General features: G+C 45.6%; 26 protein-coding genes. 5 read left to right on the top strand and 21 right to left on the bottom strand.

Features of this window, described 5'->3' with window-relative positions; translation table 11 throughout:
* Nucleotides 1-146: 146 nt before the first annotated feature.
* Nucleotides 147-536, top strand: coding sequence for a DUF4168 domain-containing protein (locus B2337_RS13530; RefSeq protein WP_292360944.1), 390 nt, complete (start codon nucleotides 147-149; stop codon nucleotides 534-536).
* Between the two features lie 61 nt (nucleotides 537-597).
* Here the strand turns inward: B2337_RS13530 and B2337_RS13525 are convergent, their stop codons facing one another.
* The 11 genes from B2337_RS13525 to B2337_RS13475 all read right to left on the bottom strand — a co-directional run bounded on the left by B2337_RS13525 (nucleotide 598) and on the right by B2337_RS13475 (nucleotide 10,185).
* Nucleotides 598-3,720 (bottom strand): efflux RND transporter permease subunit, encoded by a 3,123-nt coding sequence (locus B2337_RS13525; RefSeq protein WP_292413848.1) that lies wholly within the window; start codon nucleotides 3,718-3,720, stop codon nucleotides 598-600.
* Between the two features lie 17 nt (nucleotides 3,721-3,737).
* Complete coding sequence (locus B2337_RS13520; protein ID WP_292360948.1) at nucleotides 3,738-4,964, bottom strand: efflux RND transporter periplasmic adaptor subunit; 1,227 nt, start codon at nucleotides 4,962-4,964, stop codon at nucleotides 3,738-3,740.
* A gap of 4 nt (nucleotides 4,965-4,968) precedes the next feature.
* Entirely contained in the window at nucleotides 4,969-6,264 is a 1,296-nt protein-coding gene (locus tag B2337_RS13515) for a TolC family protein (RefSeq protein ID WP_292360950.1), read from the bottom strand.
* A gap of 70 nt (nucleotides 6,265-6,334) precedes the next feature.
* Nucleotides 6,335-6,589, bottom strand: coding sequence for a hypothetical protein (locus B2337_RS13510; RefSeq protein ID WP_292413847.1), 255 nt, complete (start codon nucleotides 6,587-6,589; stop codon nucleotides 6,335-6,337).
* An 85-nt stretch (nucleotides 6,590-6,674) separates the two neighbouring features.
* Nucleotides 6,675-6,935: a hypothetical protein gene (locus tag B2337_RS13505; protein ID WP_292413846.1), complete on the bottom strand. Its 261-nt coding sequence runs from the start codon at nucleotides 6,933-6,935 to the stop codon at nucleotides 6,675-6,677.
* A 46-nt stretch (nucleotides 6,936-6,981) separates the two neighbouring features.
* Nucleotides 6,982-8,367 carry a sodium:solute symporter family protein gene (locus B2337_RS13500; RefSeq protein WP_292413845.1) on the bottom strand — a complete coding sequence of 462 codons (1,386 nt, stop codon included), beginning with the start codon at nucleotides 8,365-8,367 and terminating at the stop codon, nucleotides 6,982-6,984.
* Nucleotides 8,368-8,495: 128 nt separating this feature from the next.
* On the bottom strand, nucleotides 8,496-8,687 hold the full coding sequence (locus B2337_RS13495) for a hypothetical protein (protein ID WP_292360957.1): 192 nt from the start codon (nucleotides 8,685-8,687) through the stop codon (nucleotides 8,496-8,498).
* A 38-nt stretch (nucleotides 8,688-8,725) separates the two neighbouring features.
* The gene (locus B2337_RS13490) at nucleotides 8,726-9,082 is read right to left on the bottom strand and encodes a hypothetical protein (RefSeq protein WP_292360959.1); all 357 of its coding nucleotides are present in this window, start codon (nucleotides 9,080-9,082) and stop codon (nucleotides 8,726-8,728) included.
* Nucleotides 9,083-9,160: 78 nt separating this feature from the next.
* Nucleotides 9,161-9,595 carry a phage holin family protein gene (locus tag B2337_RS13485; RefSeq protein ID WP_292360961.1) on the bottom strand — a complete coding sequence of 145 codons (435 nt, stop codon included), beginning with the start codon at nucleotides 9,593-9,595 and terminating at the stop codon, nucleotides 9,161-9,163.
* Between the two features lie 43 nt (nucleotides 9,596-9,638).
* Nucleotides 9,639-9,911 carry a DUF883 family protein gene (locus tag B2337_RS13480; protein ID WP_292360963.1) on the bottom strand — a complete coding sequence of 91 codons (273 nt, stop codon included), beginning with the start codon at nucleotides 9,909-9,911 and terminating at the stop codon, nucleotides 9,639-9,641.
* Between the two features lie 88 nt (nucleotides 9,912-9,999).
* Nucleotides 10,000-10,185 (bottom strand): hypothetical protein, encoded by a 186-nt coding sequence (locus B2337_RS13475; RefSeq protein ID WP_292360965.1) that lies wholly within the window; start codon nucleotides 10,183-10,185, stop codon nucleotides 10,000-10,002.
* A 215-nt stretch (nucleotides 10,186-10,400) separates the two neighbouring features.
* Here B2337_RS13475 and B2337_RS13470 point away from each other — a divergent pair, with 215 nt between their 5' ends.
* Nucleotides 10,401-10,565, top strand: coding sequence for a DUF1328 domain-containing protein (locus B2337_RS13470; RefSeq protein ID WP_292360967.1), 165 nt, complete (start codon nucleotides 10,401-10,403; stop codon nucleotides 10,563-10,565).
* A 300-nt stretch (nucleotides 10,566-10,865) separates the two neighbouring features.
* Nucleotides 10,866-11,597, top strand: a complete 732-nt coding sequence (locus tag B2337_RS13465) for a Crp/Fnr family transcriptional regulator (RefSeq protein ID WP_292360969.1) — start codon at nucleotides 10,866-10,868, stop codon at nucleotides 11,595-11,597.
* On the opposite strand, the gene B2337_RS13460 is transcribed toward B2337_RS13465, so the two are convergent.
* The 6 genes from B2337_RS13460 to tpx all read right to left on the bottom strand — a co-directional run bounded on the left by B2337_RS13460 (nucleotide 11,594) and on the right by tpx (nucleotide 17,412).
* A complete protein-coding gene (locus B2337_RS13460) occupies nucleotides 11,594-12,211 on the bottom strand; it encodes a nucleotidyltransferase family protein (RefSeq protein ID WP_292360971.1) in 618 nt (205 codons plus the stop codon). The two genes, B2337_RS13465 and B2337_RS13460, sit on opposite strands and share 4 nt — an antisense overlap.
* Before the next feature lie 11 nt (nucleotides 12,212-12,222).
* Nucleotides 12,223-13,215, bottom strand: coding sequence for an XdhC family protein (locus tag B2337_RS13455; RefSeq protein WP_292360973.1), 993 nt, complete (start codon nucleotides 13,213-13,215; stop codon nucleotides 12,223-12,225).
* Nucleotides 13,216-13,217: 2 nt separating this feature from the next.
* Entirely contained in the window at nucleotides 13,218-15,536 is a 2,319-nt protein-coding gene (locus tag B2337_RS13450; RefSeq protein WP_292413844.1) for a xanthine dehydrogenase family protein molybdopterin-binding subunit, read from the bottom strand.
* Complete coding sequence (locus B2337_RS13445; RefSeq protein WP_292413843.1) at nucleotides 15,533-15,997, bottom strand: (2Fe-2S)-binding protein; 465 nt, start codon at nucleotides 15,995-15,997, stop codon at nucleotides 15,533-15,535. Before B2337_RS13445 ends, B2337_RS13450 begins: the two co-directional genes overlap by 4 nt.
* A gap of 140 nt (nucleotides 15,998-16,137) precedes the next feature.
* The gene (locus B2337_RS13440; RefSeq protein ID WP_292413842.1) at nucleotides 16,138-16,785 is read right to left on the bottom strand and encodes a hypothetical protein; all 648 of its coding nucleotides are present in this window, start codon (nucleotides 16,783-16,785) and stop codon (nucleotides 16,138-16,140) included.
* 132 nt (nucleotides 16,786-16,917) lie between these two features.
* Complete coding sequence (gene tpx / locus B2337_RS13435; protein ID WP_292413841.1) at nucleotides 16,918-17,412, bottom strand: thiol peroxidase; 495 nt, start codon at nucleotides 17,410-17,412, stop codon at nucleotides 16,918-16,920.
* Between the two features lie 684 nt (nucleotides 17,413-18,096).
* Here tpx and B2337_RS13430 point away from each other — a divergent pair.
* On the top strand, nucleotides 18,097-20,220 hold the full coding sequence (locus B2337_RS13430) for a molybdopterin-containing oxidoreductase family protein (protein ID WP_292413839.1): 2,124 nt from the start codon (nucleotides 18,097-18,099) through the stop codon (nucleotides 20,218-20,220).
* Nucleotides 20,221-20,271: 51 nt separating this feature from the next.
* Here the strand turns inward: B2337_RS13430 and B2337_RS13425 are convergent, their stop codons facing one another.
* Genes B2337_RS13425 through B2337_RS13415 form a run of 3 tightly spaced genes read right to left on the bottom strand, consistent with a single transcriptional unit; the run spans nucleotide 20,272 to nucleotide 22,661 of the window.
* On the bottom strand, nucleotides 20,272-21,618 hold the full coding sequence (locus tag B2337_RS13425) for a TolC family outer membrane protein (protein ID WP_292413837.1): 1,347 nt from the start codon (nucleotides 21,616-21,618) through the stop codon (nucleotides 20,272-20,274).
* 15 nt (nucleotides 21,619-21,633) lie between these two features.
* On the bottom strand, nucleotides 21,634-22,200 hold the full coding sequence (locus B2337_RS13420) for an OmpA family protein (RefSeq protein WP_292413835.1): 567 nt from the start codon (nucleotides 22,198-22,200) through the stop codon (nucleotides 21,634-21,636).
* Nucleotides 22,197-22,661 (bottom strand): iron dicitrate transport regulator FecR, encoded by a 465-nt coding sequence (locus tag B2337_RS13415; protein ID WP_292413833.1) that lies wholly within the window; start codon nucleotides 22,659-22,661, stop codon nucleotides 22,197-22,199. Before B2337_RS13415 ends, B2337_RS13420 begins: the two co-directional genes overlap by 4 nt.
* 426 nt (nucleotides 22,662-23,087) lie before the next feature.
* Between B2337_RS13415 and B2337_RS13410 the strand changes: the two genes are divergently transcribed.
* Nucleotides 23,088-23,228 (top strand): entericidin A/B family lipoprotein, encoded by a 141-nt coding sequence (locus B2337_RS13410; protein WP_292360989.1) that lies wholly within the window; start codon nucleotides 23,088-23,090, stop codon nucleotides 23,226-23,228.
* 65 nt (nucleotides 23,229-23,293) lie between these two features.
* On the opposite strand, the gene B2337_RS13405 is transcribed toward B2337_RS13410, so the two are convergent.
* Nucleotides 23,294-23,467, bottom strand: coding sequence for a YqaE/Pmp3 family membrane protein (locus tag B2337_RS13405; RefSeq protein WP_014705602.1), 174 nt, complete (start codon nucleotides 23,465-23,467; stop codon nucleotides 23,294-23,296).
* Between the last annotated feature and the right edge of the window lie 102 nt (nucleotides 23,468-23,569).

Raw genomic sequence — 23,569 nt, 5'->3', positions numbered from 1 at the left:
GGCACCGGTCAAGAGAACTCTCTGTTCATCAGGCACTATGAAAAAAAATAAATATATTTAAAATCATACACTTAATTTTTAAGTTCGTTCTGGCATAGAACTCGCAGTGGTCACAGTGTGTTTCACAACCAATAAAGGAAAACACCATGAAAAAAACAGCTACGTTAGTTTCAATCTTAATGGCATTAGGTCTAAGTAGTTCTGCGATGGCAGAACAGGGGTACGGCTCACCGGAGCAGGCTACACCTCAAGCGCCTATGCCTGAAACTGCTCCAGCTGCTGATTTCAGTGATGCAGATCTGCAAAAATTTGCTGATGTACAGGATGATCTTGAAGGAATCCGCAGCGAATATTCTGGTCGTCTGGAAAGCACAGAAGATCCAGATCAAGCAGCTCAGTTACAACAAGAAGCGAGCCAGAAAATGGTTCAGACCGTTCAGGAAACGGGCTTAGATGTTGAAACTTACAGCAATATTGCATTGGCTATTCAAAGCGATCCTGAATTGCGTGATAAAGTGCAATCCATGCTGAACTAAGGTTGTTTTAGCGTCATCTATTGTGAAAAAGCCGGGGTTACCCGGCTTTTTCATTTCTGCTCTACCTGGTTTTGAACCGATAGGCCAGGAGGTACAAAGCAGGCAACACTAATAGCGTTAATAACGTTGATGAGACAATGCCGCCAACCACCACCGTGGCTAATGGTCGTTGTACTTCTGCACCGGTCCCCGTATTCAAAGCCATCGGCAGAAAACCTAAACCTGCCACCAAGGCCGTCATCATTACCGGTCGTAATCGCTGCATCGCTCCCTGAAAAACCGATTCCATAAGCGCTAAGCCCTGTTCACGCAACTGTCGTATAAACGTCAACATCACCACACCGTTTAATACCGCGATGCCTGATAAAGCAATAAATCCCACCGCCGCAGATATGGATAACGGCATATCCCGCAGCATTAATGCAATCAAGCCGCCGGTTAAGGCCATTGGCACACCGGTAAAGATCAATAACGCATCTCGCAGTGAATTAAAGACACTGAACAATAACAGCAGAATCAGTAATAGCGTCACAGGTACCACAACCATCAGACGCTTACTGGCTGACTGCAATTGTTCAAATGTGCCGCCGTATTCCAGCCAATACCCGGCGGGCAAATCAAGTTGTTGTGCGTTCTGCTGAACATCAGCGATAAATGATCCCAAATCTCTGTCGACCACATTGGCACTGACAATCACATGTCTTTTACCGCTTTCACGATTTATCTGATTGGGACCACTGATTTCATGAATATCAGCAATTTCACCCAGTGGAACATACGACAGTTCCGGATCATCGCTATCCGGCAAAGCAATGGGTAATTTTGCCAGCAACTGTGGATTTTTACGTATCTCATCGTCCAGACGAACAACAATGCGGAAGCGTTTATCACCTTCATAAATCAGCCCGGCAGATGTACCACCAATCGCAGTCTGAATATTTTGTTGCAAACTGGCTATATCCAACCCTAATAACGCAAGATGATCACGCTGCGGCTCAATCGACAACATCGGCAAACCGGTAAGTTGTTCCATTCTGACATCTGTGGCACCAGCAACTTCTGACAACAGTTGCTCAGCTCGTTCCCCCAGTTGGTAAAGCGTATCCAGATTATCGCCATATATCCTCAGGGCAACGTCTGCACGCACGCCAGCAATCAATTCATTGAAACGCATTTCAATCGGTTGGGTAAATTCATAAAGATTTCCCGGCACCGCTTCAACACTGTCGCGTAATTTTGACAGGAATTCCGCTTTGCTCAATTGAGGATCAGGCCATTGCTCGATGGGTTGCATAATCACAAATGTATCGGCAACACTCGGTGGCATCGGATCGGTAGCAATATCCGGCGTACCAATTTTTGAATAAACATGCTTAACCTGTGGAAACTCCGCAATTACTGACTCCAGCTGGTTTTGCATCGCCACCGATTGTTCAAGCCCCGTGCCGGTAACCCGTAAGGCATGCAGCGCAATATCCCCTTCATCAAGTTGTGGCAGAAACTCGCTGCCTAAACGCGAACCATAATAAACCGTGATACTGACCATCAGCGTCGCCAATACCACGATTAAAATGGGCAGACGCAAAGACAGACTTAACACCGGACGGTAAATCCAGCGAGCCATTCGCATGAGGAGGTTTTCACGCTCGGCAACTTTGCCTGTAATCAAAATGGCCACCGCGGCAGGGACAAAGGTCACGGCAAACACCAAAGCACCGATTAATGCCGCCACCACTGTAAACGCCATGGGGTGGAACATTTTCCCCTCAACACCACTCAGTGCAAAAATCGGCAGATACACCAGCATGATAATGAACATGCCAAATACCGCCGGATTAAAGACTTCACGCGTGCTTTCAATTACCTCTGCCAAACGTTCCTGCACACTTAACATCCGGCCCAGACGCTGTTGCGCAAGACCCAGTCGTCGCAAAGCGTTTTCCACGACAATGACGGCACCATCAACAATCAGACCAAAATCAATCGCTCCCAGGCTCATCAAATTTCCCGATACCCGATTGCTTACCATGCCGGTAACGGCAAATAACATGCTTAACGGTATAACCAAGGCGGTTATCAGTGCTGCCCGAATATTGCCCAACATTAAAAACAACACCACGACAACCAGTAAAGCGCCCTCAAACAAGTTTTTCTGCACCGTTTTAAGGGTTCTTTCCACAAGTGTGGTTCGGTCGTAAACCGCTTCAGCCAGGATACCTTCGGGCAAACTCTGGTTCACCTGTTCCAATCGCTCGGCAACCGCTTTCGCGACCACTCGACTGTTTTCGCCGATCAACATAAAAGCCGTGCCTAACACTGTTTCCTTACCATCCCGGGTGGCTGCGCCAGTACGCAACTGTTTTCCATAAAATACCTTGGCCACATCCGCCACCCGAATCGGTGTGTCATCACGTTTGGTAATAACCACATTACGAATATCTTCAAGTGAGGATAATTGTCCGGGAGAACGTACCAGCCATTGCTCGCCATTGCGTTCGATATAACCAGCACCCGTGTTCTGGTTGTTGCGGATTAATGCCTCACCCAGCTCGGACAGGCTGACCTTGTAGGCCAGTAATTTAGCAGGATCGGGGGCCACCTGATATTCACGCTCATAGCCACCAATGCTATTAATTTCGGTGACTCCCGGTACTTTCACCAATTGGGGCCGGATAATCCAGTCCTGTATGGTACGTAAGTCTTCTGCCGAATAAGGTTTGCCATCTGCCTTCAACGCATCCGCTCTGGCAGTGACACTGTAGGTAAACACTTCTCCAAGACCGGTTGCTATAGGCCCCATCTGGGGTTCTATTTTCGCGGGTAACTCAGAGCGAACACCTTGAAGACGTTCATTTATCAACTGCCTGGCGAGATATATATCAGTATCTTCTTCAAACACCACCGTGACCTGAGATAAACCATATCGCGATAACGAACGGGTATAGTCCAGATTGGGTAACCCAGCCATCGCATTTTCAACACTATAGGTAATCCGTTGTTCAACCTCTAATGGTGAATACCCCTCTGCCTCGGTATTAATCTGCACCTGGATATTGGTAATATCCGGTACGGCATCAATATTAAGCTGAAAAACATTGTAAGCGCCCACTCCAGCTATAAGCACTGTTAATAAAAGCACCAGCCATCGGCGCTCGACAGAAAATCGTACAATAAAATTAATCATCTTCTGCTCCAAAGGTCTTAGTGATCATGGGTGGCGCCGGACTTGAGCACCTCCGCCTTGAGCAGAAAACTATTTGTTGTCACGTATTCACTGCCGGGTTTCAGGCCTGAAAGCACCTCGATATAGTCCTTATCCGGCTTGCCCAGTTGAAGCATTCTGACTTCAAAGGTATTTCCATAACGGACAAACACCACCGGCATATCACGATAAAGTTGAATGGCATTGCGTTTTACCGCTAATTCAGCAGGATATTGCTCCACGGTCACTTCAGCATTGATATGCATGCCGGGCCGCCAATGTCCTTCAGCATTAGTAATTTCAGCACGGGCGCGAGCAATATGTCCGCCTGTCATTTTGGGCGAGATATAGCTGATCTTTCCCTCAGCCGATTCATGTTGGTGTAAGTCCTTGACGACAACCGGCATACCGACACGTAACTGTTCGATATCCGCTGGAAACATCGACAACTCTATCCAGACCCGTGATAAATCACTGATTTCCAGCAAACTGCCCATATCACTGTGATCGCCTACATTGGCCATACGCTCGGTTATCTCACCGTTTGCAGGACTACGGATAGAATAACTTTGTAAAGTGGTTTGATTACGAACGGTCACTAACACCTGGTCTTTTTTGACCTTGTCGCCAGTGTTGACCAGCACTGATTCAATAATGCCGGGATAGGGAGCATGCACCCGATACTGGCGATCCTCCGCAACACTGACTACACCATAAAGAGCGTTGGTTATTGATAAGGTATGAGGCCCAGCCAGCTCTGTTTCTATTCCTGATAGTGTTATCATGCGATCCGTTATCGTGCTGCGACCTTCAAAACTGTCAAAATGCCAGTGATGTGAATTGCCCTGGTATTCTGCTTCCACAACCACTTCAAACGAATGGGGCTCTTCAATAACCGTATCCCCCAGCAGATAGTCTGCTTCGGCGATAAAGTCGATAAGATTCTGTTCATCATCCAGACGAGTTAACGTCACGGTTAAATTGATCTGCCCGGGATCGACCGGCTTTCCCTGTTGATAGGCATAAACCCGCATTTCTGGCGGCACGCCTTGTTCATAAATGGTTATTTCCAAGGCAAAATCGTCGTTTTCCAATAACCGTCCGCCATGTGGCCCTTCGATAGGTTCTTCATGATCATGTTGTTCGTTGTGATCATGCTCAGTTGCCGCTAGAACCACCGAACTCATCAGTGCCAGCAGGCTAAAACATAATGTGATTAATTTCATGAAGCTATTCCTGATAACTGGCAGTAAAGATTGAACGACTCAAGGGCATCCCGGTTAACCGCTCCAACTCAAGTAGCTGGAGATGCACTGCAGTTTGTGCCTCGATCAGGTCGCGCTCTACGCTGAATGATTCGATCTGTGCATCAATCCATTGCAACACGTTGTATTGGCCTGTTTGATAACCGGTTTCAGTCTGTTTCAACAATTCTTGGGTCAACGGAACAAGTTTTTCTTGCAACCTATCGATTTGTTGATGGTTATTCAGCATGGCCTGATAGATTTCCAGTAAAGCCATTCGCAATTCAGTCTGAGTCAGCTGTTGCTGCAGAATTCCAGCTTCATAGTCTGCATGGGCTGCAGCGATATTGCCCTGATTGCGATCGTATAACTGCAACGGCATCGAAAAACTGAACACCAGAGCGTTGTCATTTTGTCCTTCCAAACGCCGAATACCGGCACCAAAGCTGAAATCAGCTGTGGATTTTGCCTCACTCAGCCGTAATTGCGCTTCACGTAAGCGAATTAAAGAATGAGTTTGTAAAAAAGCGGGGGAACTTAGAATGGCCTGTTCCAGTGTTTCCTGTTCCGGCAATGATGGCAATTGCTGCAATTGCCCTTCCAACTGAGCAAAATCAACCTCATCTCCCCAGCTAGCGGCTAATTGCTGGTAGGCCAGTTTACGTTCTCCATTGAGCTGCTGCTGTCTGGACTCTGACCGTTCAAGCAAAAGCTGCATCCGTAATACATCAGCCTGTCCAACAGCACCGGCAGACGCGCGTTGTTGTATCACCGCCAGGGCCTGCTGCTCAATTTGAATACGCCGTTGATTCCAGGTTAATAACGCATCGACTCGTAATGCCTGCAGATACCTGGCGGCCACATCAGACAAAGTATCCAGACGTTGCCGCTCAAAATCCTGTTGCAACTGACTGGACCGGGCGTCGACCAGATCAACGCGCTTCAAACGTTTATCGCCCATTTCAATCAGCTGACTTAACGATAGCGTTAGTTCTGCACCGGAAAGACCACGGCTCTGCCCCGTACCCAATACATTTTCCAAATCAGCCTGCAGTTGTGGATTAGGCGGCAAGCCGGCCTGCCGTTTCTGCGCTTCCAGTGCCCGCTGTTGATAGGGAAATTGTTGCAGTTGTGGGCTTTGCAGTAAGGTGCGTTCGATCGCCGTTGTCAGATTAAGACTCGGCTGGTTTTCTGCTCGTGCGGGCATGGCCCATAAAGTCAAAGCTAACAGTAACGGGCAGATCAATAGCCTGTTAGCGAACAAATTCGATTGATAATTCATGATGAACTCCATAACACCACCCGCTGAGAAGCCGGCAGTAAAACATTAAGTTGTTTAAAACGTTATGGAATTAAGCGTTGGGGGGGGGTAACAGGGGCGAATAATACAAGGTAACCAGCTGACTGCTACTGGTTCGGCTGACAGCGTCCGCTGTCAGAGTATGAAGAATCATAGTGAAACTGACTAAATCAGCAATCAGATGCAGGTGCAACTGATGATCATGATCGACATTATCGTGATGCTGTCCATGATCTGCATGACTATGAACGATGCTCAAATGCGCTGAATAATGATCATCCGGCTGATGAGCGACAGACGCAGTCACACCACTGACCATCAATAAATTGATGATAACAAATACCGCAGTCGTAAAGTCATCGATAAATCTTAGCTTAAAAACATGATAAAAGTCAGCCTTTTAACAGTACGGCATTCTCAGGTACATTCTGCTTGAGCCTGTCACAGTCACCCTGAGCAGGTTGCTGCTCAGGAGTACGGTTTTTATACCAGATGCGACAAAATCCCGGTGAAGGAATATATTCGGCAGGTACCGCACTGGATGAGCCGGAATACCGGTCAGTATTGACCACGCTATAGGCAGCACAGCTAGTCAATGCAACGAATATCGGCAAAGGCAGCAGTCGATAAAATCGCGGTGTCAATATTCTCATCGGTTTATCCTCACATATTGATTATCGAGAGATAATCAAACACCCATTAATTATGAGCGATCTTAGCGCTATTTGCAGCAGCTTTATCAACACTGGTAAAGGCAATCAGATTAGCAAAAAAACCAATCACTAATGCATCAATTTGCCACGGTTGCTGCAACATGACATTCCAGATTATGGCTGAACCGATACCTGCTACTGCACCGGCAATAAACCGTTTACGACTCACATAACAGCCAAGAATCGCCATCATCAGAGGTACCAAAACCGTCGGAGCCCAGAAGTTATAGGCGTATATCAAAATATCAATCACGCTATCAATCGACAGGGCAAAAACCATCGACGCAATACCCACCAGCAATGTGACCACACGAGCGAGCATTAATTCTGCTTTGGCTGTTAATGGGGTTTTACGCAAAGGCGTGACAATATCGTTACTGAAAGCAATCGAAGCTGAGTTTAAAAATGAATCTGCAGAAGACATGATAATCGAGACAATCGCAGCGGCCACAATACCCTGCATAATGGGCGGAACGGCCTGCTGAATGACATAAGGCATCGCTAAATTAGCATCTAAGGTCGGCTGCATGGCTAATGCCACCAGACCGATTAAACCGGTAACAGCAAAAAATGGAATTGAAAACAAGCCGCTCAATAAAGAACCACGGATAACATTTTTACTGCTTTTGCCAATTAATAAACGCTGCAGGTAAGGCGGCACTAATGTTTCACCCAGCATAAACGTCATAAATAATGATAATAACGCGATAATCGCTAATGGCTCCGTCGGCAGCGTCAGATGCGCTTCGGGTAAATTAGTTTGCATGGCCTGCCAGCCACCGACATGCTGCAAACCAAAATACAGTGTCATCGGAATGCCGACGGCAAGCACAATAAACTGAATAATATCGGTCCAGACCACCGAGCGCATACCGCCGACTGTTGCATACGCAATAACAATACCGCAGCCAATCAACACTCCCCAGACACGATCTACATCGAGAAACAGATTAAACACATAGCCCATCGCACCGATTTGTGCGCCGAGAATACCTGCGCATAAGGCCAGAGAAAATACGCCACTGAACAGACGTGCTCCCTTGCCATAATGCTCATCCATAATGTCACCGACCGAAATGGCATTGGGATAACGCATCATTTGTGGCGCAATATATTTTGCAACCAATATTTCTTTTACGCTGAAACCCCATAAGGCCACAATATTACTGATACCGACCAGAAATACTTTTTCGGCATTACCCATTGAAAATCCACCGCCGATAAATGAGGCTGATAACGTGGCAAAAATCACCAGTGTGCCGAAGGATTTACCAGCCAGAGCATAATCACGCATGTTTTTTATGCCACGTCCCGCCCATAAACCAATAAGCAAAACAAAAAACAGGTAGACAATTACAACCAAAGTTTCCATATTCAGTTTGTTCCATTGAGTGAGGTCTGGAATGAAGCTTACGTGGTTTTCAGGCATTAAAAAACCACCCGAGCACATTGGACTGGAGTGGTTTGAATGATTCTTCCGTAAAAGCGTTAATTAAGCCATTAAACTTTTACATTAACGATGTTACCCAAGTTGCCCTGTGGCATCGGAACAGCATCGAGTAGCTTTAATACTGCCTGGCCCTGAGCTTCAATCTGATCATTGCTTAATTTAAGCGTTGCGACCATTTGTTGCTGGGCAGATTGCTGTACGGACAACTGGGTTGCCATTGCAGCAACGTTCGTTGTTTCCATAATCGACTCCCTTGTGAACTAAAACTGTTATCGGCAGCTTACTTCAAAACTTTATCGGCAACTTGTTCAATAACAAATCCCAATGTCTGCCGTATTTCGTTTCTCGGTTGCTCTTCAAATTCAGCAATTTCAGCAGCAGAATGACCTTCAGACCAATGCTGTCGCGCGATACGCATTTGATCTATCGTTAATGAACTGAGGACTTCGGCTGTCATTTTATCTTCAATAAACTCAGGATCAACTTCGCTTATTTCCAATTCAAACGGCGCTGGCACTCTTTCCTGCTGCCCCCATCTTTCAAGCAATAGCCCTGCTTTTGTGAGCCGTTCCTTACGTTGATTTTGTAAGGTTTCTATCCGCATTTTACCTGCGGTACGGTTCAGTTTTTTCCCCACAGCACACCTACCTGATATCAACGAACTGAAAGCGAATGTTAATTCACGACAAACTATTATGCTGGATATCAAAAAGCTTTATTTTTCGTCAAAAAAACGTTTAAAAACGTTCTTTGCAGCATTACGCGTCTCTTCATTGTAACCGACAAACAGCCCGGCAAGTAAAGTAGCCATAACGGATTTTCCTGGATGTTGATGAATCATCTTACTTACCGCTGGGGTTATTACGGCTTGCAGAATATTTTCAATATCATCCACATTCGGTGTTTTATCTTTGGGTATGGCTGGCGAAGCTATTTTGGTTCGATAAACAGCAAATTTCGCTATTAATATCACCAAAATAGCTGCCAAGGCATATCCTCCTGCTGTGATAACTGCAGCGATATTGGGAGGGTAGTGAACCAACAATGCCAGATAAACTGCAAAGCCTGCGAACCCGAGCGCAAATATGCCTAACAGCGTTGCCAATGATAATGCCACGGTATTAATTTGTACTCTAGAACGCCAGCTCATGCTTATCTCCTGCTACTCATTTCCACATATATTTTAAGCCAGCTTAACGATCCAGAATTTTTCCAAGAACCAAACCAATACCAAAAGCAACAGCCATGCTGCTATATGGATGGCTTTCAACTTCACCTTGAACTTTGGTAAAAGACTCTTTTACTTGATCCTGCGCCTGTCCTGCAGCGACTTTGACACGATCCTGACTTTCCTTGGCGTAAGCCGTCGTCATTTCTCGTAATGTTTTTGTCACTTCTGCAAAATCTTTACGCAATGTATCCAGTTGTTCCTGAAGTTCCTGATTAGTAGCTTGAGTTGTTGCCATTGAACTATCTCCTTGTAATAAAGTTATCTGCCACAAAAGAAGGCAGTTACAAATCTGACAGCTTAGTTAAGCTGATTACTTCAATCGATTAATCTGTTGCATCCTCAATAGCATCACCTGCTTCTTCAACACTCTCATCTATCGCTTCACCCGCTTCTTCCGCAGGGCCCTGGTTATCACAAGCCGTAATAAAACCAACACTTGAGAGAGCAAAAGTCATCAGTAAAATTTTAGCTAAAATCCGAAAAGAATTAGAATCCGTATTGTTTAACATAATTATGTTCCTCATTTAATAGCGTTTATGGATGTTATTTTACGGAAACGCTGTTAAATATTAATCAGCGTTTGAAAAATGTATATTTTGTCACTTTGACTAGTGTACTCCCAAGCTAACTTTTTAAGTTAAATTTTGCTTTAACCTGTGTTAAGGAGCTTTTTTTATAATCGTCCTATCGTGTAAATCCATTCAACATTAAACAAGGACATACCATGATTAGTTGGGCGTTAACATTTCTAATTGTTGCAATCATTGCAGGTGCTTTAGGACTATCGGGTGTTGCCGGTACAGCAAGTAGCATTGCCTGGATTTTATTTGTTGTTGGGTTAGTCCTTGCACTGATATTTTTTATAACTGGACGCCGACCTCCTCTCTAAAATAATTCAATCTGAATAAATAAAAATACTAACCCATAAATAACTTTTTCGGGTCTGTTTATAAATTTAACACGTATATTGTTACCAGATTGAAATGAAATAACTGTCACCCCAATCATTTAATATTATTTTGAAACGGGTCCCGTTCAAATTAATTTAAATGATTTCCTTTGACACTGCCCGTTTAATGGGTGGTGTCTTTTTTTTGAATCATGCTTAAACCTATATAGATTGACTTAAGCTGGTTCAGGGGTATATTTCACTTCCATCATAAATTCTTAGTGGATATAAGGGACGCTTATGAGTTCATCTTTGCCTGGCAGTTGTATTGTTCATCAGTTTCAAAAGTTTGCAGATCTTAATGAACACGAAATCAGCTTATTAATGGCATTGGAAAAAGATCCTCGGGAGTTCACCGCTGATCAGCCCATGGCAATTGAAGGAGGCAAAGCAGAACGTTTTTTTACCCTTCAGTCAGGCTGGGCCTGTGCGACACGAACACTTGCAGATGGTCAGCGACAGGTTCTGGATATTTTTCTGCCAGGACAGATCCTTGGCCTGCGTGAAATCAGTTTTGATCGCAATCTTTCCGAGTTTCGGACATTAACCGAAGTAAAAGCCTGCCCGTTTCCTCGCCAGCGTTTAACCGAAATTTTTGATCAGGCGCCTCGTTTAACCGATCTGTTTTTCCTGATTCTTGCCCGTGAACAATCCATGCTGATTGAACGGGTAATCAATATTGGTCGTCGCAGTGCAGTTGAGAGACTGGCGCATTTTATTGTGGAAATGAAAGTCAGGCTGAATGTCGATACCGACCAGTTTGAACTGCCAATGAACCAAACGGTTATCGGTGACACGTTAAGTCTTTCATCAGTACATGTCAGCCGCACATTTAAAGTATTACGGGATGAAGGTTTACTCGAATCCCATAATGGCAATATTCAAATCCTGGATCTGGAAGGCCTCATTGAAATATCCGGTTTTGACCGAAATTACCTGGACAGCCACTCTAACTGGGCCAGACAGGATTAAGATTTACTGAAGCGCTCAATCATACTCACATCATTCACATAATCAATATCAGCTAACACACCCTGATAATCCGTTTTGATTTTGTGAATCTTTTCAATATCCCTTTCTAGCAGTTTTTTGGCACCGGAATCTCCCTTCAGTGCCAACAACTCATCCTTATAACAAGCTTTAAAGCCAACAGGATGGCCTCGCCTATGCTCAAAATAAGGTGCTGTAATATCGGCACCCAATATTAAATTCTGATGAACCTGCGTTAATACCGATCTCGGGATTAATGGCATATCTGCCAGACCAATCACCCAGCCATCAGCATTTACATTAGCTGCAATTGCGGCGCTCAGGCTATGCCCCATGCCCAACGTCGCGGTTTGGCATTCAATCACGTTAATTTCAGTATTATGAAATTCAGCAACGTTCTGAATAGTTTGTCTCAATAACGGTGTATCCGTTCTGATAACAACTGATAATGTATCTAACGCTGAAATCCAGGCTGACAAAGTGTGCTGAATTAAAGGCTGTCGTATACCGGCAATGGTTAACTCATATAACAGTTTGTCTGGGCCAAAACGGGATGACTTTCCGGCGGCTAACAGGATTCCTGAGATTTTCGACATCTAAGGCTCGGTTAACTGCAAACTGATTGTGTTTTCGGCAAAAGCTCTGTGGACTTAGCAGGATGATTCCGTCGCAACGCTATTAGCTCGGCCAAAATGGCAATGGCAATTTCCGGTGGTGTACGACTGCCAATCGGCAAACCCACCGGTCCATGTAAACGTTCAATTTCTGTTGCTGATAAATCAAACATCGCCAGGCGTTTACGGCGGTTGGCATTATTTTTTTTGCTACCCAGCGCTCCAACATAAAAAGCAGCTGATTTGAGGGCTTCGAGTAAGGCCATATCATCAAGCTTCGGATCGTGGGTTAACGCCACAATGGCAGTATGCGCATCAGGTTGCATTGCCAAAACGGCATCATCGGGCATCATATTAAGCAGCACTACATCATCAGTATCCCAACTTTCACACATGGCTTCTCTCGGCTCACAAACGGAGACCTGATAATCCAGCGCCTGTGCCATATTGGCCAGGTAAGCCGAAGTCTGTCCGGCACCAATAATCAACAGCCGCCACCTTGGTCCATACACAACCGAAAGTTGCTTTTCGTTTATTTGTACAACCACATCCGTCGCATTGGCATCAGTACAATGACTCACCAATGTAGAAAGCTGTAAATCACGTTTAATCAAACGATGACTGTTTATCGCATGGCGTACTTGATCGACCCAGAGGGTGTCGGTAACCGGTTCAACAACCAGTTCCAGTGTACCGCCACAGGGTAAATTAAATCGCTGTGCCTCTTCCCGGGTCACACCATAGACCATTAATTCGGCTTGATTGCGAGGTAATTCGCCAGACTGAGCCTTGCTAACCAGATCATCTTCAATACAACCGCCTGATACCGAACCAACTAACACGCCGTCTTCGCGTAAAACCAGCATCGCTCCAGGTTGACGTGGACTGGAACCGAAGGTTTTCACAACGGTCACCAGCCATAGAGTTAAATCGGCTTCCAGCCATTTCTGCATTGCTTTAAAAACCGATAAATCAACACTGTCCATGCTCAGCTTTCCAATTGATAACGGATCGGTAAATCGCGGATGCGCTTACCGGTGGCAGCAAAAATGGCATTACATAAAGCAGGTGCAATTGGCGGCAGTCCCGGCTCTCCAACCCCGCCTAGCGGCGTATTGAAATCTTCGGCCGGTAACAAATGCACATGAACTTCGCGAGGCGACTCATTCATTCTGGAGACTTGATAACTATCAAAATTATCTTGCTGAACCGCACCATCTTTAAAACTGATTTCACCTACCATCGCCAGGCTGATACCCATGATGCAGGCACCTTCCATTTGTGAACGTATTCGCTCCGGATTTACTTGTGGCCCACAATCTACAGCAATATCGATTCGTGGAATGGTTAAGTCGCCATCCTCAGAGACTTCTACTTCAACAATTGCCGCAGTATAGGTGACAAAACTGTAATGGGTCGCCAGTCCAAGGCCTCTGCCTGCAGGTAAATCACGTCCCCAGTTGGCCTTTTCACAAACCGCCTCCACAACACGGCGTAATCTTCCCGTATCCAGCGGATACTCCTCTGGTGATTCGCCGTAGTTCCACTCATCTTTTAATTCAACCGGATCAATTTTTCGAGCAGGGCCAATCAGATCCAATAAAAAGGCTTTATGGTCTTGTCCTAATTCATCAGCCATTTCCGCAATAAACGATTGGATAGCAAAGGCGCGCGGAATATTGGCCACCGATCGGAACCAGCCAATACGGGTATGCGCTTTAGCGGCAGGATTTTCCAGTTGAATATTATCAATGGCAAAGGGAATATTCATCACCCCCATGCCCAGCTCAATGGGCATCTGATGCACGGAAGACGCATCAAAAGTCGAAGAAATTGACGGCGCCACAGTGCGATGTAACCAACCTGTGGTTTTACCATCAGCATTTACTGCCGCTTCAAGATGTTCAATCGAAACCGTGTGCAGGTAGCCATTATGTAAATCATCTTCGCGACTCCAGGTGACCTGTACAGCACGCCCATCCATTGCTTTGGAAAGCAAGGCCGCTTCGACCAGATAATCGGGCTTGGATTTACGGCCAAAACCACCACCCAGCAATGTGACATGAACGGTGACATCATCAGAAGATATATCCAGCCATTTAGCGACTGTGTCTTTACTGGCTTGGGGCGCCTGAGTCGGGGCCCAGACTTCACATTTTCCATTCTGAATTCTTGCAGTGGCAACCGGTGGCTCCATCGGTGCCTGCGATAAATGCGGGATGTAATAATCTGCCTTGAAGGTTTTATCAGCGGTTTCTAATGCTTTGCTCACATCACCACTGCTGCGCAACACTTTGCCGCCGGAAGATGAAGCGGATTTAAGCATCTGCTGACGGTATTCATCAGTGTTATAGCTGGCATTTTCGCCATGTTCCCACTCGATTTTCAGTTTTTCACGGCCCTGCATGGCTGCCCAGGTATTTGCAGCAATGACGGCAATGCCACCAAGAGGATTAAAAACTGCTGGCGGTGGACTGCCTTCCAGTGTCACTACCTTAATAACGCCCGGGACTTTCATCGTCTCAGAGTCATCAAATGACTTTACCTTGCCACCATAGACGGGAGGGCGGGCAATCACCGCATGCACCATACCGTCAACCTGAACATCAATACCGTATATAGCCTTGCCAGTAACAATATCTTCACCGTCAATCAACTTGGTGGATTGCTTACCGATATAGCGAAACTTATCCGCTGGTTTTAACTGCAGTTTTTCACGTTCAGGCACATCCAACGCCGCTGCCGCTTTGGCAAGTTCACCGTAACCGATAGTTTTGCCAGAGGATTGATGTTTGATCTGATGATTTTCAGCAAATACTTCATCTACCCCAACCCCCCAATGTGCGGCGGCGGCAGCTTCCAGCATCATTCTGGCGGCGGCTCCGACATTTCGCATCGGCATAAAGAAGTGTCTGACGCTGCGGGAGCCATCCGTATCCTGATTACCATAGCGTTCCTCATCACCGGGCGCCTGGATGACCTTTACCCGATCCCAGTCGGCTTCCAGTTCATCAGCCACCACCATAGGTAAGCTGGTCCGCACGCCCTGCCCCATTTCTGCACGATGACAGACGATCGTGACCGTACCGTCCTCCGCAATTGCCACAAATACCAAGGGATTATCCACCCAGCCATTTGGCATCGCATCACGACCATATTTGGGCGTTTCTTCATCTTCTGCAAAACCGGCAAAAGGCATACCGACAGCCAGCACAAAGCCTGTCAGGGCAAATCCTTTTAACAGATTGCGACGACTGATATTGGTGATTTCAGTTTGCAGACTTTCGTTTTTAAGTGGCTTGTTCATTGTGCACCTCCGCTTTTTGTGGCGGCTAATTTAATGGCATCACGTATTCGGTTATAGGTGCCACAACGACAGATGTTGCCACTCATCGCATTATCAATATCGTCATCACTGGGGTTGGAATTGTTCTGTAGTAATGCTGTTGCGGAGACCACTTGACCCGACTGACAGTAACCACATTGCGGTACCCCAAGCTCAACCCAGGCCTGTTGAATGGCCCGGCCGATTTTATCTTCACTTACCGCTTCAATGGTAACGATCTGTTTGTCTTTTGCAGCACTGATCGGTGTAGAGCAAGAACGGATGGGCTGGCCATCCAGCATTACTGTACAGGCACCGCATAATGCTTTGCCGCAACCGAATTTAGTACCTGTCATGCCCAGCACATCTCGTAAAGTCCAAAGAATCGGCATTTCTTCAGGCAAATTGACTTCATGACTTGCGCCATTGATCGATAATTTCATGGTGAATTTCCTGTTGTGATCTGAAACTGGAGGTCCTTCGCAGACCATTTATAACTGACAACGCTATCAGCTAAAGATTATCGTTTGATTAAGGACTTTTTCCTGTCTGAAAAAAGACAACAAACACCTGATTTTAATCGTTAAGATTTGTTTACCATCGACTCAACCATCCCATTCACAATCCGGGCCGCTTCATCTGTCTTGGTTCCACGGAACGTTGAAACCAGAAGTTTGGCTTCATTATAGGCAGTATCAATTTCCTGCCGGAACAATTCACGAAAACGTTTTCCGCCCATAATAAAAGAACCCTGCTGCTGAGCAATCTGATCGAAAATCTGGCTTTCTGTGGCATTGTGACTTTGTACAATTAACTGGCCAGCCAGGCGACTGAAAACGGGAACCGCCATAACAAAAGTAATCAGTTTATTCACTTCTCGAGGGTTTCGCTGTTTCCAGTATTGTGCATAGGATGCGATCTTACGAAAGGTTCGCCAATCCACTTCCGTCAGATGCGCTATTGGCCCTGATGGCTGGGCACCATTAAACAAATGCTCCAGATCGACGCAAAATGCGTGATAGTCAGGTAAAGCCGCGGAAGCTAACTGAGTAGCAATATTGGCAATATCAGCCTCAAGCTCTTCGCGTGGTTCTAATGTTCTTTCATAGAAGATAACTGCTGAGTGATATTGCTGGGTTATGCCATCCTGCCAAAAACGAATAGCCTTGAGCTTCGGATGAAATTCAGCAATAACCGCCACGGATGCAAAAAGTTGATCTAACTTGTCCATATCACCCAATCATCGTCAGAGTTAATGTCATCATTATCCTTTGAGACTAATCATGGCAAACAATGTTCAGATTACATATAAAAAATCCCGATGGAAACCACCGGGATTTAAGGAGCTTTCAAGCAGTTTTTTTTAGTTTAAAGCACTTAAGGCGGCTTCATAATCGGGTTCATCCGCGGTTTCTGCAACCTGTTCGGTATAGATGACTTTTCCGTTTTCATCGATAACAACAACAGCACGGGATAACAAACCTTTCAGCGGACCGGTTTTGGCTGTCACACCATAGTCTTCCCCAAAGCTGGAACGAAATGCTGAGCCAACCTCCACATTATCAAGACCTTCAGCACCACAAAAACGGGCAAGAGCAAAAGGCAAATCTTTCGAAATACAAACAACTTTGGTGTTATCAAGCGCTGTGGCTTTTTGATTAAATTGACGCACTGACATCGCACAAGTGTCTGTGTCTATCGATGGAAAAATATTCAGCACAATTCGACCATTCAGATCGGATAAATTCAAATCCGACAGGTCATCTTTTACCACTGAAAAGCCGGGAGCCTTGTCACCCACTTTTGGCAGATTTCCAACGGTTTCAAACGGATTGCCTTTCAAAGTTACGGTTGCCATGTTGTTTCTCCTTTTTTTGTTATCAAACAGATCGGCGAGCCTACACCCAAGCCGAGAGAAGTCAAATTAACTAGGGCTTGTTGATCTTTCATAACCGCCTCTGTTGTGACTGAAAATGCACCAATCAAGGCGCGAGGAGTGTAGTTTGTGAGATACATCCGTGTATCTCACCCCTTCGGGGCTGACGCTCAAAAACGTTTATCTCCATGGATCGAGTATATGCAAAAGCAATGTCTGGAACATTGCTTGTCCCGGCGGTTTTGTAGTCGTTCTAAATAAACGACGAGCAACACAGGCCGGCGCGCGCCTCCCTGGCGCGCCGGCATACAGTCCATCCGTGGACATAAGTGTTGCATTTTCAGCCACAACCCACAGGGCTGGGACTATTTTTTCCGCCCCACGGCGTTGGAAATGAATTATGTAGAACACTACATCGCATCATTTCCGCCTTGTTGGACGGAAAAATAGCCTCCAGCAGTGGTGGCTATGAAAGATCAACAAGCCTTCGGGTGAAGCTAACATATTCCTATGAATGATTGATTAACACAGGATAAAGACCAAAAAACCGAGTATAAACAGTGTTATATATTTTTATATTTTGGCTAAATAGCGGGCAAAATTCCCGTTCCAGACTGGTGTATAGTCATAAAACTTGTTGCAGATGATTTCGGGAGGCAAATTGTTATGGCCAGTGTATTGAAAACCACTCATCACGGCGGTTGTCCACATGATTGCCCTGATACCTGTTCGATGGTCTATGAAGTTGAAAATGGTCAGTTAATCTCTGTCCGGGGTAATGCTGACCATCCAATGACCCGTGGCGGCTTGTGCGTCAAACTCAAAGACTACGAAAAACGTCATTACCATCCCGAACGTGTTTTACATCCCATGCGTCGAACCGGCCCCAAGGGCAGTGGCCAGTTTGAACAAATCAGCTGGGATGAAGCACTCACCGAAATCACCGATCGCTGGAAAGCGATTATTGATGAATATGGGCCTCAGGCCATCATTCCTTATAGTTATCTTGGTAATCAGGGACTGGTTCATGGCCTGAATGGCGGCGATGCTTTCTTTAATAAAATGGGCGCGACCGTTTGTGAACGTACCTTTTGTGGTGAAGGCTCGTGTACCGCCTGGCTGTTAACCGTTGGTCCAACTGCTGGCGTGGATCCGGAAAGCTTTATTCATTCTAAATACATCATTATCTGGGGCTGCAATTCCGTCAGCACTAATCTGCATCACTGGCATATCGTTAAAGATGCTCAGAAACGCGGTGCCAAAGTCATTGTTATTGATCCTTACAAATCCAAAACAGCCAAAGAAGCCGATTGGCATATTGCCCCCAAACCGGGCACTGATGGTGCGCTTGCTATGGCAATGATGCACACCATCATTGAGGAAGGATTAGTCGATCAGGATTATGTAGATAACTATACTGTTGGATATGCCGAACTGGCTGAACGCGCTAAACAACGAACACCAGAATGGGCTGAAGATATTACCGGAGTAAGCGCTCACGATATTCGACAGCTTGCTCGCGAATTTGCCACCACTCAACCTGCAGCCATTCGTCTGGGGGTTGCCTTGGAACGTAATTATGGTGGAGGTCAGGCCATTCGGGCTATCAGCTCCTTACCGGCATTAGTCGGCGCATGGCGACATGTTGGGGGTGGCGCTTTACAATTCCCAGTATGGGAACACCCCTATAAATTTGATGTTATCTGTCGTCCCGATTTAATTCCGGAAGGCACTCGGGTGATTAATGCGATTCAGATTGGCCGGGCCTTAACCAATGAAATGAATCTTGATATTCCGATCAAATCGATGATGTGCTGGAATGCCAATCCTGTTACTCAGGCGGCTGAAACAGACAAAATCGTGGCGGGACTCATGCGGGAAGATTTATTTCTGGTATCGGCGGAACATTTTCTATCTGACACCGCTTCATTTGCCGATATCGTTTTGCCTGCATCAATGGGTGCTGAAATGGAAGATATGGTGTTGTCATGGGGTCATCTCTATCTCACCTACAATGAAAAATGTGTTGATTCGCCCGGTGAAGCCATTCCGAACAATGAAATCTTCCGCCGCCTTGCTGCCAAAATGGGCTATGAAGAAGAAAATTTCAAATGGAACGATAGTGAATGTCTGGAAAACTATGTGGACTGGGACTCTCCAGCCTGTGAAGGCATTGATTTAGCCTATCTGCGTGAACATGGTTTTGCACGACTTAATGTGGGTACCAGAGACAATCGGGCACCACATAAGGCCGGAAATTTTCCAACAGCTTCCGGCAAATGTCATTTCCGTATTGATGATGCCACCAACTTTGTTGCCGGCCCGTTCAGACAGATGTATGACGGCTTTCAACCTGGTGAACCGCTGGATAGCCTACCTGACTACGTGGCTTCAAGAGAAACGCCTCAGTCTAATCCTGAACTGGCTAAACGTTTCCCGCTGAATATCATTTCTCCGAAGAGTCATGGCTTCTTGAATTCCTGTTACGCCAATATGGATAATAAACTCAAAGCACAAGGCGATCAGTTTGTGATGATAAGTGCTGTAGATGCCGATCTGCGGCAGATCCAGCAGGGAGATACTGTTCGGGTATTTAACGACCGGGGTGGTTTTGATGCCAAGGCACAAATCACTGAAGATGTCGGCCCGGGAATTGTTGTAGCAACCCTTGGGTACTGGCGGCAACGAAATAACGGTACGGTAAACTGCGTCAGCTCAGCTGAGTTTGTTGATATGGGGCATGCACCCACCTTTACCGATAACCTGGTGCAGGTAGAGGCAATTAGATAAACCTCACCCTAGAAGTTCAGCGGATGTCCTGATTAGGATATCCGCTTTTATTTATTCTGTATCAGCATCCTGATTGGCTACTGTAATCGCTTCTTCACGTTGTTCGATAGCCATTGTTTCCAGCAGTTTTCCCATTGATTGCATCAGCCAGTAACAGGCATAAATCCGGTCATAATAGACTTCGGTATAGTCAATTCCGGCGCTAAGCAATTCATTCTCACTATCCAATAAATCCAGTAAGGTTCGTTGTCCTACGCGAAATTGAAGCGCATAAGCCTCACGGGTTTTTTCTGCAGCTTCAACACGCTGTTCTAATCCGGGTAACCGGCGTTCCGCGTTTTCAAGTGCATTCCATGCAAGACGAACATCCAGTTCAATTTCCCGTTTTGCCCGGTTAATCAGTTCTTTCTGCTGTTCACTTAAATGTTCAATTTGCTCAACCCGAGCCTTGTCCGCACCACCATTCAGCAAATTATATTGCAGCCGGAACATCGCATAGAGGCCTTTATCCTGGCCAGATACGCCATCAAGATTATTGTCTGCAGAGGCACCCAAGTCCAAATCTATTCGCGGATGAAACGCCGACTTTGCAGCGTTTTCCTGTGCCAGAGAAGCCTCATGATTCGCCAGCGCCGTCCGCAAGGTAGGATGTTGGTTAAAAGCAATATTAACCGCATCATCCAAAGTGGCTGGTGCTTTGTCACAGCAGTCATCACCCGGATTGGTAATATTTTCGGGCATCACGCCAACAACTCGCTGAAAGTTGGTTCTGGCATCTTCGATATTACCAAGCTGTGATTCGAGATTGGACTTTGACAGAGCCAATCGTGCCTGAGCCTGATCAACATCTGCCCGACGGCCTACACCACTCTCGGAACGCTGTTGAATTTGTGAAAAAATCGTTTCATGTGATTGCAGATTGGTTTGCGTCAGTTCCAATAGATCCTGCCGACGCAATACATCCAGATAGGCCCCAATCGCCTGCAAACTGGTTCGTTCGGAAATATCGGTTACCGCAAAACCCGCTGAATCAGCAGAAGCGGTAGTACGGTCAACTTCGCTTTTGGTATAAAACCCATCGTACAACATTTGCTTGGCTGTAATGCCAGCCTCACCACGAGTCAGTGTTTCGCTTCCCGGGCGTGTAGCAGGATTTTTGGTATATTCACGCCCATACCCCAAATTCAGGTCAACTTGCGGAGCGTAACCGGCACGGGCTTGATCAATCGTTTTATCAACACTCAGTCGTCGATTGGCTTCGGCCAGAATTTCCGGATTACTCTGTATCGTCTGCTCAACTGCCTGAACCAAAGTCTGTGCCATAAGTGGCGCGTGAAATACCGTCAAGCCGGTAATGAAGGAAGTACAAAGCGCCAGTAATTTAAAGTTTTTGTTCATTTATCCAACACTCCATCAGCGAACGTCGATTTCAACACGTCGATTCCTTGCCTCAGCAACTTCATCGGCTGTTTCAATGAACAACTCTGATTCGCCCATGCCTTTAGTGGTAATAATATTTTCGGGTATACCCCGACGGATAAGCTCTTGCCGAACTCGTTGCGCGCGACGTTCTGACAAACCTATATTGTATTTTTCAGCGCCCATAGTATCAGTATGTCCGATTACAATCGCCTCAGCAATTTGGCGGGATTTTATTTCATCAAACACTTTTTGAGCAGCTCTTTCTGATTCCGGGGTAAACGTGCTCGTATCAAAAATAAAATATAAACGAGCTCGATATGGTTCTGCGGGTAAGGCCGCCATCGCTGGCGCCATAACAGGATCTGGTTCAACCGGTTTGGCGCAGAAAGGTGATTCTCCCTCTGCCAGCTCCAGTGGCGCTTCAATCTGCTGTCGAATTTCAGAGGTGGGCGTTTCAGGCCCAAATGAATTGACCGCACTACTGTATCCGCTACACCCTGAAATCATTGCGTAAATGAACAGTAAACATAAGGTTCGAAATATATTTGTCAGCATCATGGCGCTTCTTTAATGAGTTGATTAACTTTTACGGATAATGTTGAACATGAAGCCGCCAGCATCGTGGTTGGAGTATGCACTTTAATGGCATCAAGGTTTTTTGCCGTTAATTTCCCTCCCACTAATGCGAGTGTTCCATTTTCTACAGATAAATCTGCCAGTCCCCTTTGGGTGACGTTATCAAACTGATAAACATCAATTGAGAACAGGGTATTTGGACCTGCACCCAAGCGGGTATCGTCGCTAAACAAAATCCCCACACTACTATCGCTGTCTGTTTGCAGTTTGTCAGCAATGTGGATTTCATCGCCCAAAACAACCTTAACCGGTTCACCCGCTCGGATCAGTTGTACGTTTCCCACTAATGTCTTTACGACTCCTACACTTTGCGCGTGCAATGCCGACGAAAATAGCAGTGAGCATGAAAATAGAGTTAACGCTATTTTTTTTGACAACATCATTCTTTAACCATCCATTGGTCAAACCAGTTTGAGTTTTCAGCTAAAGCTTATGGCGAAACAAATCCCATTAATTTTATTGCTCAGCCTTGTATGCGGCCTATGGCTCGAAAGGCTATCGCCAACACTATGTGAACTCTGTCACATTTTTTAAGATTTGAACACATTCTAACAACAAAAATTAGCTTTGGATTTACTTGTTAATGTTGCGGCATCTTCTTATCTAGCAAAAAATAACTCTTTTGATTTGACTGCAACCAAATTGATCGGCATTAATAGACGCAGGGTGAAGAAAATACAATAAACAAATGTAGCTATAACGTTGGGAATGACTGAAAGCGATGTCCCACCGCTCGATCTATACATTAAAGATTGAACTTTGCTTCAGTCTTTTTTCAACTCCATTTCAATTGAATTAAGGAAATATGTATGAAAATTACAGCAGCATTTTTATCGTTATTTTTTATCTTCGGCTTATCGGCCTGCAACACCATCGAAGGTGCAGGTAAAGATGTAGAGGCAGCAGGCAGTGCAGTAGAAGAATCAGCAAGAGAAAATAAAAACTACTAGGTTTTGTATAATGATAAAGCCCGGCTGACACTTAAAGTTAGCCGGGCTTTTTTTATGATTGCTGATTAATGCTTCAGAATAACGTACAGGGCGTGAATAATGCCTGGAATGAACCCCAGCAGTGTGAGCAAGATACTTAACCAGAAATGCCCTTTAAAGCCAACTTCCAGAAATACCCCTAAAGGCGGAAGTAAAATAGCAAACAGAATTTTGATTGGATCGGTCGCGGTAAAAGCCATTGTGTTTCCTTTGATTTGCTTTGTTGATTACTCCATTGGGTTTAATTATAGACACACTTCAGTAATCCACCTTAACCTGTGTTTAATCAAAGCATAAACGAC

It is taken from the genome of Methylophaga sp. UBA3192 (genome assembly GCA_002363955.1).
In the GTDB taxonomy this organism is placed as follows: domain Bacteria; phylum Pseudomonadota; class Gammaproteobacteria; order Nitrosococcales; family Methylophagaceae; genus Methylophaga.
Note: the sequence above shows the minus strand (reverse complement) of the source record. Positions and strands in the feature narration are given on the sequence as shown.

Coding starts and splice junctions, on each gene's coding strand:
- B2337_RS13530 (WP_292360944.1), top strand. CDS start 147: ATGAAAAAAACAGCTACGTTAGTTTCAATCTTAATGGCATTAGGTCTA.
- B2337_RS13525 (WP_292413848.1), bottom strand. CDS start 3,720: ATGATTAATTTTATTGTACGATTTTCTGTCGAGCGCCGATGGCTGGTG.
- B2337_RS13520 (WP_292360948.1), bottom strand. CDS start 4,964: ATGAAATTAATCACATTATGTTTTAGCCTGCTGGCACTGATGAGTTCG.
- B2337_RS13515 (WP_292360950.1), bottom strand. CDS start 6,264: ATGAATTATCAATCGAATTTGTTCGCTAACAGGCTATTGATCTGCCCG.
- B2337_RS13505 (WP_292413846.1), bottom strand. CDS start 6,935: ATGAGAATATTGACACCGCGATTTTATCGACTGCTGCCTTTGCCGATA.
- B2337_RS13500 (WP_292413845.1), bottom strand. CDS start 8,367: ATGGAAACTTTGGTTGTAATTGTCTACCTGTTTTTTGTTTTGCTTATT.
- B2337_RS13495 (WP_292360957.1), bottom strand. CDS start 8,687: ATGGAAACAACGAACGTTGCTGCAATGGCAACCCAGTTGTCCGTACAG.
- B2337_RS13485 (WP_292360961.1), bottom strand. CDS start 9,595: ATGAGCTGGCGTTCTAGAGTACAAATTAATACCGTGGCATTATCATTG.
- B2337_RS13480 (WP_292360963.1), bottom strand. CDS start 9,911: ATGGCAACAACTCAAGCTACTAATCAGGAACTTCAGGAACAACTGGAT.
- B2337_RS13475 (WP_292360965.1), bottom strand. CDS start 10,185: ATGTTAAACAATACGGATTCTAATTCTTTTCGGATTTTAGCTAAAATT.
- B2337_RS13470 (WP_292360967.1), top strand. CDS start 10,401: ATGATTAGTTGGGCGTTAACATTTCTAATTGTTGCAATCATTGCAGGT.
- B2337_RS13465 (WP_292360969.1), top strand. CDS start 10,866: ATGAGTTCATCTTTGCCTGGCAGTTGTATTGTTCATCAGTTTCAAAAG.
- B2337_RS13460 (WP_292360971.1), bottom strand. CDS start 12,211: ATGTCGAAAATCTCAGGAATCCTGTTAGCCGCCGGAAAGTCATCCCGT.
- B2337_RS13455 (WP_292360973.1), bottom strand. CDS start 13,215: ATGGACAGTGTTGATTTATCGGTTTTTAAAGCAATGCAGAAATGGCTG.
- B2337_RS13450 (WP_292413844.1), bottom strand. CDS start 15,536: ATGAACAAGCCACTTAAAAACGAAAGTCTGCAAACTGAAATCACCAAT.
- B2337_RS13445 (WP_292413843.1), bottom strand. CDS start 15,997: ATGAAATTATCGATCAATGGCGCAAGTCATGAAGTCAATTTGCCTGAA.
- B2337_RS13440 (WP_292413842.1), bottom strand. CDS start 16,785: ATGGACAAGTTAGATCAACTTTTTGCATCCGTGGCGGTTATTGCTGAA.
- tpx (WP_292413841.1), bottom strand. CDS start 17,412: ATGGCAACCGTAACTTTGAAAGGCAATCCGTTTGAAACCGTTGGAAAT.
- B2337_RS13430 (WP_292413839.1), top strand. CDS start 18,097: ATGGCCAGTGTATTGAAAACCACTCATCACGGCGGTTGTCCACATGAT.
- B2337_RS13425 (WP_292413837.1), bottom strand. CDS start 21,618: ATGAACAAAAACTTTAAATTACTGGCGCTTTGTACTTCCTTCATTACC.
- B2337_RS13420 (WP_292413835.1), bottom strand. CDS start 22,200: ATGATGCTGACAAATATATTTCGAACCTTATGTTTACTGTTCATTTAC.
- B2337_RS13415 (WP_292413833.1), bottom strand. CDS start 22,661: ATGATGTTGTCAAAAAAAATAGCGTTAACTCTATTTTCATGCTCACTG.
- B2337_RS13410 (WP_292360989.1), top strand. CDS start 23,088: ATGAAAATTACAGCAGCATTTTTATCGTTATTTTTTATCTTCGGCTTA.
- B2337_RS13405 (WP_014705602.1), bottom strand. CDS start 23,467: ATGGCTTTTACCGCGACCGATCCAATCAAAATTCTGTTTGCTATTTTA.